At 46.6% G+C, this 15,467-nt stretch carries 15 protein-coding genes, 2 rRNA genes and 1 riboswitch (1 of these 18 running past the window's edge); of the genes, 15 read left to right on the top strand and 2 right to left on the bottom strand.

The genetic code is table 11. The features are described from left to right. From AC2TF5_RS27840 to AC2TF5_RS27830, 3 genes are all read left to right on the top strand, one after another. Positions 1-2,084: ribosomal RNA gene (locus tag AC2TF5_RS27840) — 23S ribosomal RNA — on the top strand; it begins 960 nt to the left of the window's first position. Between the two features lie 135 nt (positions 2,085-2,219). Further along, a 5S ribosomal RNA gene (gene rrf / locus AC2TF5_RS27835) occupies positions 2,220-2,336 on the top strand. Between the two features lie 303 nt (positions 2,337-2,639). Further along, complete coding sequence (locus AC2TF5_RS27830) at positions 2,640-3,068, top strand: hypothetical protein (RefSeq protein WP_491300263.1); 429 nt, start codon at positions 2,640-2,642, stop codon at positions 3,066-3,068. 51 nt (positions 3,069-3,119) lie between these two features. On the opposite strand, the gene AC2TF5_RS27825 is transcribed toward AC2TF5_RS27830, so the two are convergent. After that, positions 3,120-3,644: a hypothetical protein gene (locus tag AC2TF5_RS27825; protein ID WP_491300262.1), complete on the bottom strand. Its 525-nt coding sequence runs from the start codon at positions 3,642-3,644 to the stop codon at positions 3,120-3,122. A gap of 216 nt (positions 3,645-3,860) precedes the next feature. On the opposite strand from AC2TF5_RS27825, the gene AC2TF5_RS27820 reads away from it, so the two are divergent. The 10 genes from AC2TF5_RS27820 (at position 3,861) to rsmI (ending at position 11,956) form a co-directional block, all read left to right on the top strand. Then, on the top strand, positions 3,861-4,046 hold the full coding sequence (locus AC2TF5_RS27820; protein WP_208916795.1) for a sigma factor G inhibitor Gin: 186 nt from the start codon (positions 3,861-3,863) through the stop codon (positions 4,044-4,046). A 137-nt stretch (positions 4,047-4,183) separates the two neighbouring features. After that, positions 4,184-5,767 (top strand): aminotransferase class I/II-fold pyridoxal phosphate-dependent enzyme, encoded by a 1,584-nt coding sequence (locus AC2TF5_RS27815; RefSeq protein WP_491300261.1) that lies wholly within the window; start codon positions 4,184-4,186, stop codon positions 5,765-5,767. Further along, positions 5,764-6,405 (top strand): dTMP kinase, encoded by a 642-nt coding sequence (gene tmk / locus AC2TF5_RS27810; protein WP_491300260.1) that lies wholly within the window; start codon positions 5,764-5,766, stop codon positions 6,403-6,405. Before AC2TF5_RS27815 ends, tmk begins: the two co-directional genes overlap by 4 nt. Before the next feature lie 66 nt (positions 6,406-6,471). Further along, positions 6,472-6,801 carry a cyclic di-AMP receptor DarA gene (gene darA, locus AC2TF5_RS27805; RefSeq protein WP_208916789.1) on the top strand — a complete coding sequence of 110 codons (330 nt, stop codon included), beginning with the start codon at positions 6,472-6,474 and terminating at the stop codon, positions 6,799-6,801. A gap of 456 nt (positions 6,802-7,257) precedes the next feature. Next, positions 7,258-7,701: a YaaR family protein gene (locus AC2TF5_RS27800; RefSeq protein WP_491300259.1), complete on the top strand. Its 444-nt coding sequence runs from the start codon at positions 7,258-7,260 to the stop codon at positions 7,699-7,701. Between the two features lie 160 nt (positions 7,702-7,861). Beyond that, on the top strand, positions 7,862-8,845 hold the full coding sequence (gene holB / locus AC2TF5_RS27795; RefSeq protein WP_491300258.1) for a DNA polymerase III subunit delta': 984 nt from the start codon (positions 7,862-7,864) through the stop codon (positions 8,843-8,845). A 58-nt stretch (positions 8,846-8,903) separates the two neighbouring features. After that, entirely contained in the window at positions 8,904-9,704 is an 801-nt protein-coding gene (locus AC2TF5_RS27790) for a PSP1 domain-containing protein (RefSeq protein ID WP_491300257.1), read from the top strand. A 32-nt stretch (positions 9,705-9,736) separates the two neighbouring features. Beyond that, positions 9,737-10,108 (top strand): DNA replication initiation control protein YabA, encoded by a 372-nt coding sequence (yabA, locus tag AC2TF5_RS27785; RefSeq protein WP_208916781.1) that lies wholly within the window; start codon positions 9,737-9,739, stop codon positions 10,106-10,108. Positions 10,109-10,310: 202 nt separating this feature from the next. Then, entirely contained in the window at positions 10,311-11,069 is a 759-nt protein-coding gene (locus tag AC2TF5_RS27780) for a tRNA1(Val) (adenine(37)-N6)-methyltransferase (RefSeq protein WP_491300256.1), read from the top strand. Next, positions 11,066-11,956, top strand: a complete 891-nt coding sequence (gene rsmI / locus AC2TF5_RS27775; RefSeq protein WP_491300255.1) for a 16S rRNA (cytidine(1402)-2'-O)-methyltransferase — start codon at positions 11,066-11,068, stop codon at positions 11,954-11,956. The genes AC2TF5_RS27780 and rsmI overlap by 4 nt, the downstream gene beginning before the upstream one ends. A gap of 195 nt (positions 11,957-12,151) precedes the next feature. Here rsmI and AC2TF5_RS27770 read toward each other — a convergent pair whose 3' ends face one another. After that, positions 12,152-12,406 (bottom strand): AbrB/MazE/SpoVT family DNA-binding domain-containing protein, encoded by a 255-nt coding sequence (locus AC2TF5_RS27770; RefSeq protein WP_208916775.1) that lies wholly within the window; start codon positions 12,404-12,406, stop codon positions 12,152-12,154. Between the two features lie 322 nt (positions 12,407-12,728). Between AC2TF5_RS27770 and AC2TF5_RS27765 the strand changes: the two genes are divergently transcribed. Beyond that, a complete protein-coding gene (locus AC2TF5_RS27765) occupies positions 12,729-14,015 on the top strand; it encodes an HD domain-containing protein (RefSeq protein ID WP_491300254.1) in 1,287 nt (428 codons plus the stop codon). A gap of 86 nt (positions 14,016-14,101) precedes the next feature. Next, entirely contained in the window at positions 14,102-14,869 is a 768-nt protein-coding gene (locus AC2TF5_RS27760; protein ID WP_491300253.1) for a TatD family hydrolase, read from the top strand. Between the two features lie 200 nt (positions 14,870-15,069). Then, positions 15,070-15,282, top strand: a riboswitch (cyclic di-AMP (ydaO/yuaA leader). The last annotated feature ends 185 nt before the right edge of the window (positions 15,283-15,467 follow it).

Here is a 15,467-nt window from a genome sequence, read left to right as displayed (position 1 = left end):
TCCGAATGCCATAGACTTATATCCGGGAGTCAGACAGTGAGTGCTAAGATCCATTGTCAAGAGGGAAACAGCCCAGACCATCAGCTAAGGTCCCCAAGTGTGTGTTAAGTGGGAAAGGATGTGGAGTTGCACAGACAACCAGGATGTTGGCTTAGAAGCAGCCACCATTTAAAGAGTGCGTAATAGCTCACTGGTCGAGTGACTCTGCGCCGAAAATGTAACGGGGCTAAACACACCACCGAAGCTATGGCTTGAATCGACTTCACTGCTTCTTTGAGGTAGTGATACCTGAGTAAACATTTTTGTCAGACTTGAAATGAAATCAAGGATGACCAAATGCACTCAGGGGATAGACACACTTCGAAGGCGGAGTGAAGTCGATTCAGGGGTAGGGGAGCGTTGTATGTAGGTTGAAGGTGTACCGTAAGGAGCGCTGGACAGCATACAAGTGAGAATGCCGGTATGAGTAACGAAAAGATCAGTGAGAATCTGATCCGCCGAAAGCCCAAGGTTTCCTGAGGAAGGTTCGTCCGCTCAGGGTAAGTCGGGACCTAAGGTGAGGCCGAAAGGCGTAATCGAAGGACAACAGGTTGAAATTCCTGTACCACCGTAAACCGTTATGAACGATGGGGTGACGCAGGAGGGTAGTGACGCGGACTGATGGATGTCCGTCCAAGCAGTGAGGCTGATGTGTAGGCAAATCCGCACATCATTAAGGCTGGGCTGTGATGGGGAGCGAAAATTATAGTAGCGAAGGTCATGATCTCACACTGCCAAGAAAAGCCTCTAGTCAGGTGAAGGTGCCCGTACCGCAAACCGACACAGGTAGGCGAGAAGAGAATTCTAAGGCGCGCGGAAGAACTCTCGTTAAGGAACTCGGCAAAATGACCCCGTAACTTCGGGAGAAGGGGTGCCCCGGTAGTGTGAATAGCACGAGGGGGCCGCAGTGAAAAGGCCCAAGCGACTGTTTAACAAAAACACAGGTCTGTGCGAAGCCGTAAGGCGAAGTATACGGGCTGACGCCTGCCCGGTGCTGGAAGGTTAAGGGGAGTGGTTAGGAGCAATCCGAAGCTATGAACCGAAGCCCCAGTAAACGGCGGCCGTAACTATAACGGTCCTAAGGTAGCGAAATTCCTTGTCAGGTAAATTCTGACCCGCACGAATGGCGTAACGATTTGGGCGCTGTCTCAACGAGAGATCCGGTGAAATTTTAATACCTGTGAAGATGCAGGTTACCCGCGACAAGACGGAAAGACCCCATGGAGCTTTACTGCAGCTTGATATTGGATTTGGGTACGATCTGTACAGGATAGGTGGGAGCCTAAGAAACAGGAGCGCAAGCTTCTGTGGAGGCGCCGTTGGGATACCACCCTGATCGTATCTAGGTTCTAACCTAGTACCGTAAACCGGTGCGGGGACAGTGTCTGGTGGGCAGTTTGACTGGGGCGGTCGCCTCCTAAAGAGTAACGGAGGCGCCCCAAGGTTCCCTCAGAATGGTTGGAAATCATTCGAAGAGTGCAAAGGCATAAGGGAGCTTGACTGCGAGACCTACAAGTCGAGCAGGGACGAAAGTCGGGCTTAGTGATCCGGTGGTACCGCATGGAAGGGCCATCGCTCAACGGATAAAAGCTACCCTGGGGATAACAGGCTTATCTCCCCCAAGAGTCCACATCGACGGGGAGGTTTGGCACCTCGATGTCGGCTCATCGCATCCTGGGGCTGAAGTAGGTCCCAAGGGTTGGGCTGTTCGCCCATTAAAGCGGTACGCGAGCTGGGTTCAGAACGTCGTGAGACAGTTCGGTCCCTATCTGTCGTGGGCGTAGGAAATTTGAGAGGAGCTGTCCTTAGTACGAGAGGACCGGGATGGACGTACCGCTGGTGCACCAGTTGTTCCGCCAGGAGCATGGCTGGGTAGCTACGTACGGAAGGGATAAGCGCTGAAAGCATCTAAGCGTGAAGCCCCCCTCAAGATGAGATTTCCCAATTAGTAAGACCCCTTGAAGACGACGAGGTAGATAGGTTGGAGGTGGAAGTGCAGCAATGCATGGAGCTGACCAATACTAATCGGTCGAGGGCTTATCCTAAATTTAAATTCGCAAACGTTTCGTATCTAGTTTTCAAGGTTCAACCTTGAAACGATTTTTAAGCTATAAGCCTTGAAAAAGGTTTGATATTTTGCTGGTGAGTAATTACTGAGGCAAAACAGCGCAAAAATCATGTTTGGTGGCGATAGCGGAAGGGTTCCACGCGTACCCATCCCGAACACGACCGTTAAGCCTTCCAGCGCCGATGGTACTTGGACCGAAGGGTCCCGGGAGAGTAGGACGTCGCCAAGCGAAAAACCACTGTCGATGTAATCGATGGTGGTTTTTATTTATTTAATGGTGGTTTTTATTTATTTACATGATTATTATCTATGAATAGTGGAAAAAGTGACGCTAACTGATGAAGATTTTGTTACCGATACAAGGAGAAAAATCAGTATAATAGAAGTAGTCATGAACCAAGGAACTATTACCTATATATTTCCGGTTTGTGCAGGCTATTAGGAATTTAGGCCTGAATGGAAGTTTCTCCTTGAACCAGTCAGTGAAGCAGTTTCTGATGCTTGGTTAATGTGGGGGAAGGAGGTCAATTACATGTTGCATAATAGTCGACTGCGGATTGTCGGAATCATATGTGCATGCACTATATTGATTATGGGATCAGCATGCGGGGCACCATCCCAGCCATCTTGGGAATCTTTTGACGGGGCGGCTAATGTGAAAACCTTTCCGATACCGAAGGAAGCGAATAAAACCGAGCAAACGAAGGGGAACCGTGATCTGGATTATGTTCGCTATTCGCTGCCGGGGTTGAAGGAATCCGATAGCCTTCCAGAACCTTATATGGAGGTAATCGAGTCATGGGGCTGGAAAGAAAAGAAGGAAGAACAGAAGGGCTCATCTTTAGTGTTTGAGAAGGGGAAAAGTATCGTTCATCTGACGGTGCATGATGACTTTTTAATCATAACGGTACCTGCACCTCTTAAGAAAGAGGCGATTCAAGGATTAGAAAGTAAGAAATAGAAGACCTCATTCCAAAGACGGAAGAGGTCTTTTATTTTTGTGCATGTATGATTATTGTATGTAGTATGACACATCCAGGTCGCTAAATTTGAGCATACCATCCTTGCGCTGGTCCGAGAATCGAAGCAGAGCATAGTAACGTGGGATCAGCAGCCAAATATGCCAAAACAGAAGCGATATCATGAACGACAACGGTGACCAGAAAGCCATGACACCGAACAAACAGAAGCTGATCCAAGCGGTATGGGTCTGTACTTTGTTAAAAACTCGGGAACTTATATGCTGGTCGGGCATATAACCGAGCCACGGCGTTTTAAGGGAGAATCGCCATTTTTTTTGATAGGTAGAGCCAAAGAGAAACAATACAGAACGGCCGATAACAAAATGGATCCATAAAACAAGCGCAAATGCTAATAAGAAATAAAGAAAGCTATCCCAGGACAGTATCAACATTTCTGCAGCGACTGCAGCACACGGAAGGATAAGGTATAGGCCCAAAAGATGTTTGGAAAGTGGTATTTTTTTGAGCAGCCGGTATTGATAAAAGGTAGCTTGGCCATGAGGTTGTTCTGACATCGAGCTTGCTGGCCTCCTTTAATGGACATTGAGATAAAATAAAAGTCTTTTATGTTTTTATCGGTCTGAATCTTATTTTTGTGAAGCGCTTAAAGTACAGACACCATGGAGAAATAAAGACATATACATATATAGCAGAAGGAGACACTATGAAAAGGTTTAAAATAATAGAAACTGTGTCATACTAATAGTAAAAGAAACAAGGTGGGATGGCTCATGGAAGAGATGAATGAACACGTCTGTATTATATGCAGCCAGAATAAAAAAGAAGGAATCACCATTGTATCACAATTTGTCTGCGAGGACTGTGAGTCTGAGATTGTGCATACGAATGCGGAAGACGCTAAATATCATTTTTTTATTCATCAATTGAAACAAATCGTGGTACCCAATAAAGTTTAGTAGGACATAATGTTCGAGGCCTGATATTAGTGAGGCCTTTTTTTGTTGCAGGTTGGACAAAAGGGGAGAGGGCATAGGCGTAAGTTTTATTTTACGATAAAATAGGGTAGAGGATCTTACCGGAAGGAAATTAGTAAATGTATATGGACAGAGAGAGAACGCCGCTGGTAGAAGCACTGCTAGCATATAAAAATAATACTGCGAAATCGTTTCATGTGCCAGGCCACAAAAACGGGAAGGCGTATGATGGAATAAGTGGAGCTGAGCAGCTCAGTGAGGTAATGAAAATAGATGTGACGGAGATTAGTGGAACAGATGACCTTCACCATCCGGAAGGTGTGATCCGTGAGGCGCAGGAACTGGCAGCTGATTGTTTCGGGGCGGAGGAAAGTTTTTTCCTGGTTGGAGGAAGTACCGCGGGCAATTTAGCGATGATTCTAACCGTATGTATACAGCCTGGTGATCTGCTCCTGCTTCAGCGTAATGTCCATAAATCGGTTTTGAACGGCCTGATGCTTGCTGGTGCAAGAGCAGTGTTTTTGGAACCGCAAATGGACGAATACAGCGGTCTTGCAGTTATTCCATCATCAGAGACTTTGAAATCTGCGTTAGCTGCTAATCCGGAAGCTAAGGGCGTCTTTGTGACCTCACCCAATTACTACGGGATGGGAAGTAACCTGAGGGAGTTGGCTGATTTATGTCACGCACACGAGGTACCTCTTCTTGTAGATGAGGCGCATGGCGCGCATTACGGTATGCATCCGGATCTGCCGGAAAGTGCGCTGTTTTATGGGGCTGATGGTGTGGTGCAATCGACACACAAAATGCTGGCAGCCATGACGATGGGTTCCATGCTTCACGTACAGGGGAGTCTCTTGGACCGAAGCCTGCTTCGTCAGCGGCTCGCCATGGTCCAGAGCTCGAGCCCATCATACCCTGTGATGGCCTCGCTCGATCTTGCCCGGCGCATGCTGCACGCGCAGGGCCCTAGCGCCTTCACGGCGGGGCTCGCCGCCGTGGGCGCGCTAAGGCGCGGCCTCGCGGAGCTGCCGCGCTTCGGGCTGCTGCAGCCGCCGCAGCCCGCAAACCCTGCCGCCAGCAGCGTGGCTGGCGGACAAGCCCTGCCGCTGCAGACGCAGGCGGCGGCATACACGCGCCAGGACCCGTTCAAAGCGGTCATATATGACCGCACCGGGTCCCTGAGCGGCTATGGACTTCAGCACGCGCTTGAAGCGCGCGGTTGTGTCCCGGAGATGAGCGACGAACGGTACGTCGTCTTGCTCTTGACGCTCGGGTCTACTCTGGAGGACGTTAATCACCTCTTATGGGCACTCCAGCATATTGTAGAGGAAGAGAAGGCTTTCGAGCCAATCGAGGTCCTCAATCAACTGCCTGCCGAGCAGTCCAATGTTTCCACGTGGAACATTTCCGAAACCGCTCTGTTATTTTCCGAGCCAATTACGTTCAGCTTGACGCCTGAAGACCCAGGGCAAATGGAGTCAGTACCCGTTGAGTATAGTGCGGAAAGAATATCAGCTGAGATGATCATTCCTTATCCACCGGGTATTCCTATTTTGTATCCAGGTGAGCTTATCACGAAGAATACGGCTGAACGACTTGTTGCTTTAAGAAACGCTGGAGCAAAATGCCAAGGTGCGGGAGATCAATCACTCAAGACCATTCTCGTACACAAGAACTCTAGAAAGCAGGGGACGATATGAACCGCAAACCATTATTCATTACGATCGAGGGAGGAGATGGTTCTGGCAAAACAACGATGATCGGCAGATTGTCATCTTATATGCAGAACCGTTCCATCCCTTACCTCATCACCCGTGAACCTGGCGGTATCGAGATTGCGGAGAAGATTCGCTCTGTTATTCTGGATCCGAAACACACGAGCATGGATGCAAGAACGGAAGCCCTGTTATATGCGGCTGCCCGCAGACAGCATCTGGCGGAAAAGGTGGAACCGGCATTAGCTAAAGGATTGACCGTCATATGTGATCGATTTGTCGATAGCAGTCTCGTATACCAAGGGATGGCACGGGGGATCGGGGTTGAAGAAGTGTGGGCGATTAATCAGTTTGCTATTGAGTCCCGTATGCCTGATCTTACTTTGCTGTTCGATATTGATCCCGAAGTAGGTCTTTCCCGTATTATGGCGAACGAGGATCGGGAATATAACCGGTTGGACATGGAAAATCTGGCGTTTCATCAAGTCGTGAGAGACGGATACCAACTCCTAGCAGATCGATACCCAGAGCGAATCAAAGTTATTGATGCTTCCAAATCACCATCACAGGTGGAGCGTGAGATGATCCGGGTGCTGGAGGGCGCAGTTTTAAAGGATTTTTGAGGATGTTTGTCAAATAATAAAGACAGGGCATTTAAAAGCCAAACTATGAAAACGGAGGGATTGCACATGAAATTAATCGTTGCGATTGTACAGGATAAGGACAGCAACCGTCTTTCGGCCGGTCTCGTTAAGGCAAATTTCCGGGCAACCAAACTGGCAAGTACCGGAGGGTTTTTGAAGGCCGGAAACACCACGTTTATGATCGGGGTAGACGATAGTCAGGTAGAAAGCGTCATGAATGTTATCCGCACAAGTTGTAAAGTACGCGAACAACTCGTTACTCCGGTTACGCCGATGAGTGGTACAACCGACTCCTATTTGCCGCTTCCGGTAGAAGTACAGGTGGGTGGAGCGACTGTATTTGTTCTTCCAGTTGAACGGTTTGAACATTTTTAACATAGAAAGAACAAGCAATTGGCTGTCTGAGTAGAGTAAGCTATAGATATGCTAAGAATGCGGATGTTTTTCTTGCGGTATTGAAGCTTGTTACCAAAAGAAGTTCAGGTTCTGATATCATAATAAAGACATCTACCAAATATACAAGGGTAAGCATAAACAGCTTGCTTATCCTATCCTCTAGCTAACAGTAGAAGTCGTTTCTCATCATATTTCGGGTATCATAGGCAACCCGTGTCATAGATAGGCTTTCTATCGGGAGACAGGATGCGATAAACCCGTGTCCTATGCGGAGCAGGCTGTCCCCGATATTTTATTTAGAGATAAGAAAGTATAAACATCGGAGTAAAGAGCATCTTTATCTCGCAAGAAGAACTACCGCTAAGTGCGGTCTGCTTCTTTGAAGTACGTCGATGGACGTTTTTATTTAGATTTATACAAAGGCGGTAGATTTCGGTGAAGATTAATCCGGGCTTCAGGCCCATGAAAAGTGAATTGTCGGTCCCGGATAGCAGTGCTAAACCGATTCAGCAAAAAACGTTCTCCGATGCGATGTTCCTGCAGGGAGAGAAGGCTTCCAAGGACGAACTAAACCGACAAATGCGTGAAATCGCACTGCAGGGTGATCGGCTGGCACGGGCGATGACGATCAGGGAGCTGAAGGCGTATCGTTTACTGGTCAAGAGGTTCCTTGAAGAGACGGTGCGTCGCGGCGTATCGATGAAAGAAACACGAGGATGGGACCGTAGAGGACGCGGCAAGCGGTACAATGTCATAGATGAGATTGATTCTATGCTTCTGTCCATGGCCGACGAATTGCTGGAAAGTGAGCAAGGAAAAATCGAACTGCTTGGTAAAATTGGTGAGATTCGCGGAATGCTGATTAATCTTGTTTTTTAATAAATATAAGTATGTATGTGTTTATTTAGCATACTACCTTATATTTCTCGCAGAAACGGGATACTTCTTAAGAGACAACTCCTTCGCCTAAATAGGCAAATTAAGACCGCCCTTATAAGCGAAAAGCCGTTTCTACTTGATACAGAAAGAGAGAGGACTTATGTCTTTTAACAATATATTAGGCCAGGAGGCTGCCAAACAGCTGCTTCAAAATGCCATGCGTCGAGAAGCGGTCAGTCATGCTTACCTGTTCAGCGGGCCTGCTGGTGCCGGACAGCTGGAGACGGCCATGACTTTTGCCAAGGCACTGTTCTGTACAGAAAGTCGGGATGACGCATGTGGTCAATGTCTGGAATGCCGAAAGGTTGAACATGGCAACCATCCGGACTTGACCATGATTTCTCCTGATGGCGCCAGTATTAAAATCGATCAGATCCGTGAATTGCAGCGGATTTTTTCATATCGGTCCGAAAAGAATAACCCTAAGGTCTATATTATAGATCATGCCGACAAGATGACGGTTCAGGCTGCGAACAGTCTGCTGAAGTTTCTGGAGGAGCCGCAAGTTCCGGCTGTAGCTATTTTGATTGCGGAGAATGGACAAGCATTACTTCCAACGATCCAGTCTCGGTCACAGACTGTGCCTTTTCGGGCATTGAATCCGGAAATGATGGAACAGGCGCTCGTTAATGAAGGTTATCCGTCAGCCCTTGTGCGTTGTGCGGTTCAATTGGCCTCAGGACTTGACGGTTGCAGGAAAATTTTGAATGAGAATTGGTTTGCAGAAATTAGAAACGTAATGTTACAATTAGGGAAGGAGTCTATGAACCGTACTGGCACAGCAATGATTACCGCTAGTCAGAAAGTGTTCAAATCCGGACTCTCCGAACATCTGGACACACTGTTCAGTTTGTTCCACTTATGGTTCAAGGATATGATACATGTCCAATACGGAAGGCAAGATCGTCTCGTTTTCATAGATCAGGCGGAGTTTATCTCCGGTCACGCGTCAGCCCGCAGCACGGCACAGTGGGTCTCCTGCATGGATTTGGCCGCAGAGTGTCAGAAGAAGTTACGTTATAATGTCAACGGACAGCTCTGTCTCGAGCAGTTATTAATGGGTTTGGGCGGAACTCAGGCGTGAGACAACCCCCAATATCCGAGCATGGCCAATATGTACAGGCTAACAAGGGGGTTAATTTTTGTACAGTGTAGTGGGGGTCCGCTTTAAAAAAGCGGGCAAAATATATTACTTCGATCCGCTGGATCTTCCTGTGGAGAAGGAGCAATCCGTTATCGTGGAAACGGCTCGCGGTATCGAATATGGCCAAGTTGTTATTGGCAAGAAAGAAGTACAGGAATCGGATGTGGTTCTTCCGCTGAAGAAAGTGATCCGCATTGCCGGCGACTCTGACGCCCTTGTGGTCGAGGAGAACAAGCTGGCGGCAAAGGATGCATTTACAACCTGTTTAAATAAAATCCGGGATCATGAATTAAAAATGAAGCTGGTTGATGTTGAATTTACTTTTGACCGCAACAAAATCATTTTTTACTTCACAGCGGAAGGCCGGGTAGATTTCCGAGAACTGGTTAAGGATCTTGCCGGAATATTCCGGACAAGAATCGAATTGCGCCAGATTGGCGTACGTGATGAAGCCAAGATGCTTGGCGGCTTAGGACCTTGTGGACGCGTACTGTGCTGCTCTTCATGGCTTGGTGATTTTGAACCGGTATCGATCAAAATGGCAAAGGATCAGAGCTTATCGTTGAATCCTACCAAAATATCCGGTCTTTGCGGAAGACTAATGTGCTGTTTGAAATTTGAGCATGACAATTATGAAAGCGTTAAGGAAGAGCTGCCGTCCGTCGGAAAATTGGTCGTCACTTCGCTCGGAGACGGTAAAGTGGTTGGCCTGAATGCGGACAAACGGACTGTACATGTACAGCTGTTTGAAATCGGTAAAGTCAAAGAACTTCCTTTAGATGACGTTGTCATTAAGTAGACCAATATCACGGTTACTTTCGGGGTGTAGTCTTGGAAAAGAAAAACATTTTTGTGCGCATTCAAGAGATGGAATCACAGATGGGACAAATGCACAGTGAACTGGGTGAACTAAAGCTGGTCATCAAGGAATTGCTGGAGGACAACCATCGTCTCAGCCTTGAAAATGAACAGCTCCGGAAAGTTTTTAAGAGAGAAGTCCAGTCGGCAGAATCGGAAACGGCATCACCACGCAAGCAGCCTCAACTTGTCAAGAATGAGGAAAGTGGAGAAGATGTCGTCGGGGAAGGATATGATAACCTGGCCCGACTGTATCACGAAGGCTTCCATATTTGTAATGTCTATTACGGGCATTTGCGAACCGAAGGGGATTGCCTCTTCTGCCTGTCTTTTTTGAACAAATAAGAAACCGTAGGAGAAAACCGCCTACGGTTTTTTTCTGAAGAGATAAGAATGAACAGACATCGAAGTACCAACCTCCTTATCTCGCAACAGAAACTGTTACATGATTATATGAATCAAATAATCCAGGAGCGGTTGTAGTCGTGATGAACAGGACGCAGCCGTTTCTGTAGTTTATATATTAAACCGATAAAGGATTGGGATTATGAATCAAGATATAGTTCTGCACAGCTCGGAGCGGATCGATGATCTGCTGACACATGAGCTTGGTATCATTCAGAGTGATGAGGTATTCAGCTTTTCCATGGACGCAGTACTGCTTGCAAGGTTTGCGAATATTCCGCGTCGGGGCCGAATTTTGGATATGTGTACCGGAAATGGTGTGATCCCATTGCTGCTCACTACGCGAAGTGATGCCGTCATTGAAGGGATCGAAATACAGCCTAGACTGGCCGATATGGCGAGACGAAGTGTGGCGCTGAATCATCTGCAGGAACGGGTGAAGATCCGGGAAGGTGATTTGAGAGAGCTGTATTTGGACACAGGGCATGGGGTATATGATGCCATTACCGTGAACCCGCCTTATATGCCGATGAATGGCAGTGATATTAAGCTGAATCGTCATCAGGCGATTGCAAGACATGAGATTCACTGTACGCTGGAGGAGGTTATTCAGTCGGGAGCCCGGTTGGTACGTCCCGGAGGTAAGTTGTGTATGGTGCACAAGCCGCAGCGTTTGGCGGAGATTATCAGTCTGATGCAGAAGTATCGCCTGGAGCCGAAAATTATCCGTTTTGTCCATCCCCGTCTGCATATGGAAGCCAATATGGTGCTGATTGAATGTATTAAGGATGGCAAGCCGGAGGTACGTTTGCAGCCACCAATCATTGTCTATGATGATCAAGGACAGTACTGCCGCGAAATGATGGAAATATATTATGGATCAAGTGAGGGGAAATCATGAACCTGACCTGTCAAAATAGCTTTGAGATACGTGTTGAGGGAAGAACCGGATCATTGTATTTGGTGGCAACGCCGATCGGGAATCTCGAGGATATGACCTACCGTGCTGTGCGCACACTTCGTGAGTGTGATATTATCGCCGCGGAGGATACTCGGCAGACCCGTAAATTGCTCACGCACTTTGAAATTCAGCCCAAGCAGCTGTTTAGCTATCATGAGCATAATAAGGGGGCAAGCGGTCCTGAAATTATACGCTATATAATAGAAGGAAAAAATGTGGCGATCGTCAGTGATGCCGGTCTGCCTGCTATTTCCGACCCCGGATCCGACCTGGTGAGACTGGCTGTTGCCGAAGGTATTTCGGTCATTCCTGTACCGGGGGCGAATGCCGCACTTTCCGGTTTAATTGCTTCGGGCCTGCCGACCGAACGTTTTACATTTATCGGATTTTTACCTCGTGAGCGGAAAGATATAATAGCTCAGTTGTCCTCCTTTCAGGCATCTCAGGGCACATTGCTATTCTACGAATCGCCGCACCGGGTAAAGAAGACGCTGGAAATTATGTTAGAGGCGCTCGGGGACCGAAATGTGGCTCTTGCGCGTGAGCTGACAAAACGTTATGAAGAATTTGTACGCGGTCCAATATCGGAATGTCTGAGCTGGCTGGAGGACCATCCACCGCTTGGTGAGTACTGTATCGTCGTAGAAGGTGCCAGCGCTGAGGAAGAGCAGCGGGAGAGAGACGCTTGGTGGCAAGAACTAACACTTGAAGCACATGTAGAGCATTACGAAAGCGAAGGAATGAGCCGTAAGGATGCCATGAAAAAAACCGCCTCCGACCGTGGTGTCTCTAAACGTGATATTTATAACTCACTACTGGACAACTAGAGGATGAGGTGAAATTGTCGTAAGAAAGTATCAGTCAGACTGGTGTGTTATCTTTAAAGGAAATAGGGCCGCGGGAGTTAAAAAAGCAAAAAAATACCTCCCTGCGGCTGGGTTCATAGCCGAGGAAGGCGTCAAGGAGATATGAAAAAGGTTAGAATTAACAATTTCGATTAAAACTATTATATACTATGTTTCTTAATTTGTCACAGGTGTTGGAATTTCTGAGATACATTCATTGCAAACAATTTTGCCTTTGAAGTAAGTTACGTTCTCAGCATTACCACAGAAGATGCAAGCAGGCTCGTATTTCTTGAGCATAATACGCTCACCGTCCACGTAGATTTCGAGTGCATCCTTCTCACCGATTCCTAATGTACGACGGAGTTCAATTGGAATAACGACCCGTCCTAGTTCATCTACTTTTCTTACAATACCTGTTGATTTCATCATAACTGATTGATGCCCCTCTCGCCAATAATTTAAAAAAGTCATAATTCGACATTGTTCTCTTTTTTATGTTATTTATAGTACCAACGATTCCCAAAACAGTCAACCTATAAATTTGAAAATAAGAAACTAATTTACGAAAATATAGTGAACAAAAGCCTTATTCTACTAGAGAAATGTCAAAAGTCTTAGGTAAATAAGCTTGTTTTTGTTCATGTCGATTTGGAAAGCGGGATTTTACGTTATTCGACATCGTTCGACAGTAGGTGTCAAAAAAAAGTGGGGAAGCAATAATTTCGATGTTCAGGATAAGGAGATGAGAAGCATGCATTTACCGATTACTGAGGAAAAAGTATTTAAAGATCCGGTTCACAACTATATTCATGTACAGGATGACATGATCTGGCGGTTAATTAATACACCGGAATTTCAGCGGCTTCGCAGGGTAAGGCAGCTTGGGACTTCCTTCCTAACTTTTCATGGAGCCGAGCATAGTCGTTTCTCACATTCATTAGGCGTATATGAAATTACGAGAAGAATCATTTCTCAATTCGAACGTAGCGGTTATCCCGATTGGCCAAAAGAAGAGCGTCTGCTCACTTTATGTGCGGCACTGCTGCATGATCTCGGACACGGGCCATTTTCTCATTCTATAGAAGAGGCTTTTCAAATGAATCACGAGAACTGGACTTGTAAAATTCTGCTTGGAGATACATGTGTAAATAGCGTCCTCCAAGAGGTGGATTTAGATTTTCCGCAGCGGGTAGCCTCAGTCATCAACAAAACATATGAAAAGCCGATCGTCATCAATCTTGTGACCAGTCCGCTGGATGCAGACCGGATGGATTACCTGTTGCGCGATGCATACTACACAGGTGTTAATTATGGCACGATTGATATTGACCGGATATTGCGGATGCTACGCCCGTATCGGGACCGTGTGGTGGTGAAGGAATCAGGCATGCATGCGGTGGAAGATTATTTGATGTCCAGGTATCAGATGTACTGGCAGGTTTATTTTCATCCGGTGACCCGAAGTTCGGAGATTATACTGAGGCAAATCTTCAGGAGAGCGAAGGAACTATACCGCGAAGGTTATGAATTCAGTTTTATGGTGGATCCGCTGCCAGCTTTATTTGAGGGAAATCTCACGGTGAGTCAGTATTTGCGTCTGGATGAAGCGTTGATTCAGACGACTTTTTTGCAGTGGACGGCCGAGAAGGATGAGCTTCTGTGTGATTTATGTGGTCGGTTTATGCATCGCAGGCTCTATAAATATGTAGAAATCGACACCATAGATAGAGAGACCGTCGACGGAATCCGCCAGGCATTTCGTGATGCTGGACTTCACCCGGATTATGATTTCGAGATTGATTATCCGACCGATCTTCCTTATGATGAATTTCATTCCGGCTCGCCTGAGAGCGATAAACAGATTTTGTTGCTGGACAGACATGAACATGTTCGTGAAATATCCGAAGTATCTGATATTGTGCGCTCTATTAGCGGGATTCACCGCGGGCGATACCGTTTATACTTTCCTGAGGAAAAGGTGAGGAACGTTTTGAATACCTTGCCGGAGGATCTCAAAACCGTGTTTGGACAAGGTTGATAAACGGATATTAGCAAAGTATTGAACAGCTAGAACCGGCGGTTATTATTGTGCTGGTCTGCGACAAGAAAGGAGATTGTTTATTTATGTTATTCGACACACATACACATCTGGATGCTCCCGAGTTCGACGAAGATCGTGAGGAGGTTATCAACCGTGCTCTGGAAGCCGGTGTAACCCGAATGATCAATATTGGCTTTAACCAGGAAACGATTCCTACCACCATGAAATTGGCGGAAACATATCATTTTATTTATGCGGCCGTCGGTTGGCATCCTGTGGATGCAATAACGATGAAAGATGGAGATTTGGAATGGATCGCTTCACTTTGCAGCCATAAGAAAGTTGTGGCTATCGGTGAAATCGGCCTGGATTATCATTGGGACACCTCTCCCAAGGAAGTTCAGCATAAAGTGCTGCGTAGGCAGATTGGTTTAGCACGGGAATTGAACATGCCGATTGTTATTCATAACCGGGATGCACATGAGGATATCGTGAAGATTTTGAAAGAAGAGAAGGCGTCAGAGGTTGGTGGAGTAATGCACTCCTTTTCTGGTAGCTGGGAAACAGCCAAGCAGTGCCTACATATGGGCTTCCATATTTCTTTTGGCGGGCCGATAACATTCAAAAATGCGAGACAGCCAAAAGAGGTTTTAGCACAGGTCCCGATGGACCGACTGCTCATCGAAACCGACTCCCCTTACTTAACGCCTCATCCGTTTCGGGGGAAGCGTAATGAGTCTTCTCATGTGAGATTAGTGGCCGAGGCAGCAGCTGAGATTAGGGGCTTGTCTCTGGAAGAATTAGGTTCAATTACGACTAAAAATGGACTGGAACGATTTGGTATTAAATGAAATCGAGAGTAAATGTAATGAAAAACAGAGCATTCACGACCAATTAAAGTTTTTTAACCAAAAAAGGCGGCGATATTACAATATTTTAACCTTTTATCTGAAAAAATGTGGTTGATTGTTGCTTTACAACCTGCATGGAAACAGGATATCATCTTTTCAGTGATAAGAAGCTGATCGGAAACGAACAGCCGATTATTTTATGAACCGTCTCGCTTAATCTCCGATGTTCGGAGAACGGGGGAACCGATACAGGAATAGCTGGCAATCATGCTGAGCTTCACTGTATTTGATTTCTATTTCGGGTCTTTGGGGTGAATTTGAGGGCATCCGCCATGAGCGGGTGACTTGAGATAGGGCGTCTCTCTTACGTCCGAACCCGACAGCTAACTCCGTAAGCGTAAGTAAGAGAGGCAAACTCGTGCATGCATTTTCCAGATTCCAGACATCAGGAAGCCACGAAAGAGTCTCTATAACTCTTTCTTTGGCTTTCTTTTATTTTAGAATATTGGAGACAGTATCGTCATACTTTTGGTAAACAGGAGGTGACGATCGTATGAACGGGAAGACGGGGATTAACGCAGGGTGTAGATAGATAGCA

Source organism: Paenibacillus sp. JNUCC 34, assembly GCF_058269055.1.
The sequence above is the reverse complement of the archived record's forward strand: the minus strand, read 5'-3'. Positions and strand labels throughout refer to the sequence as shown.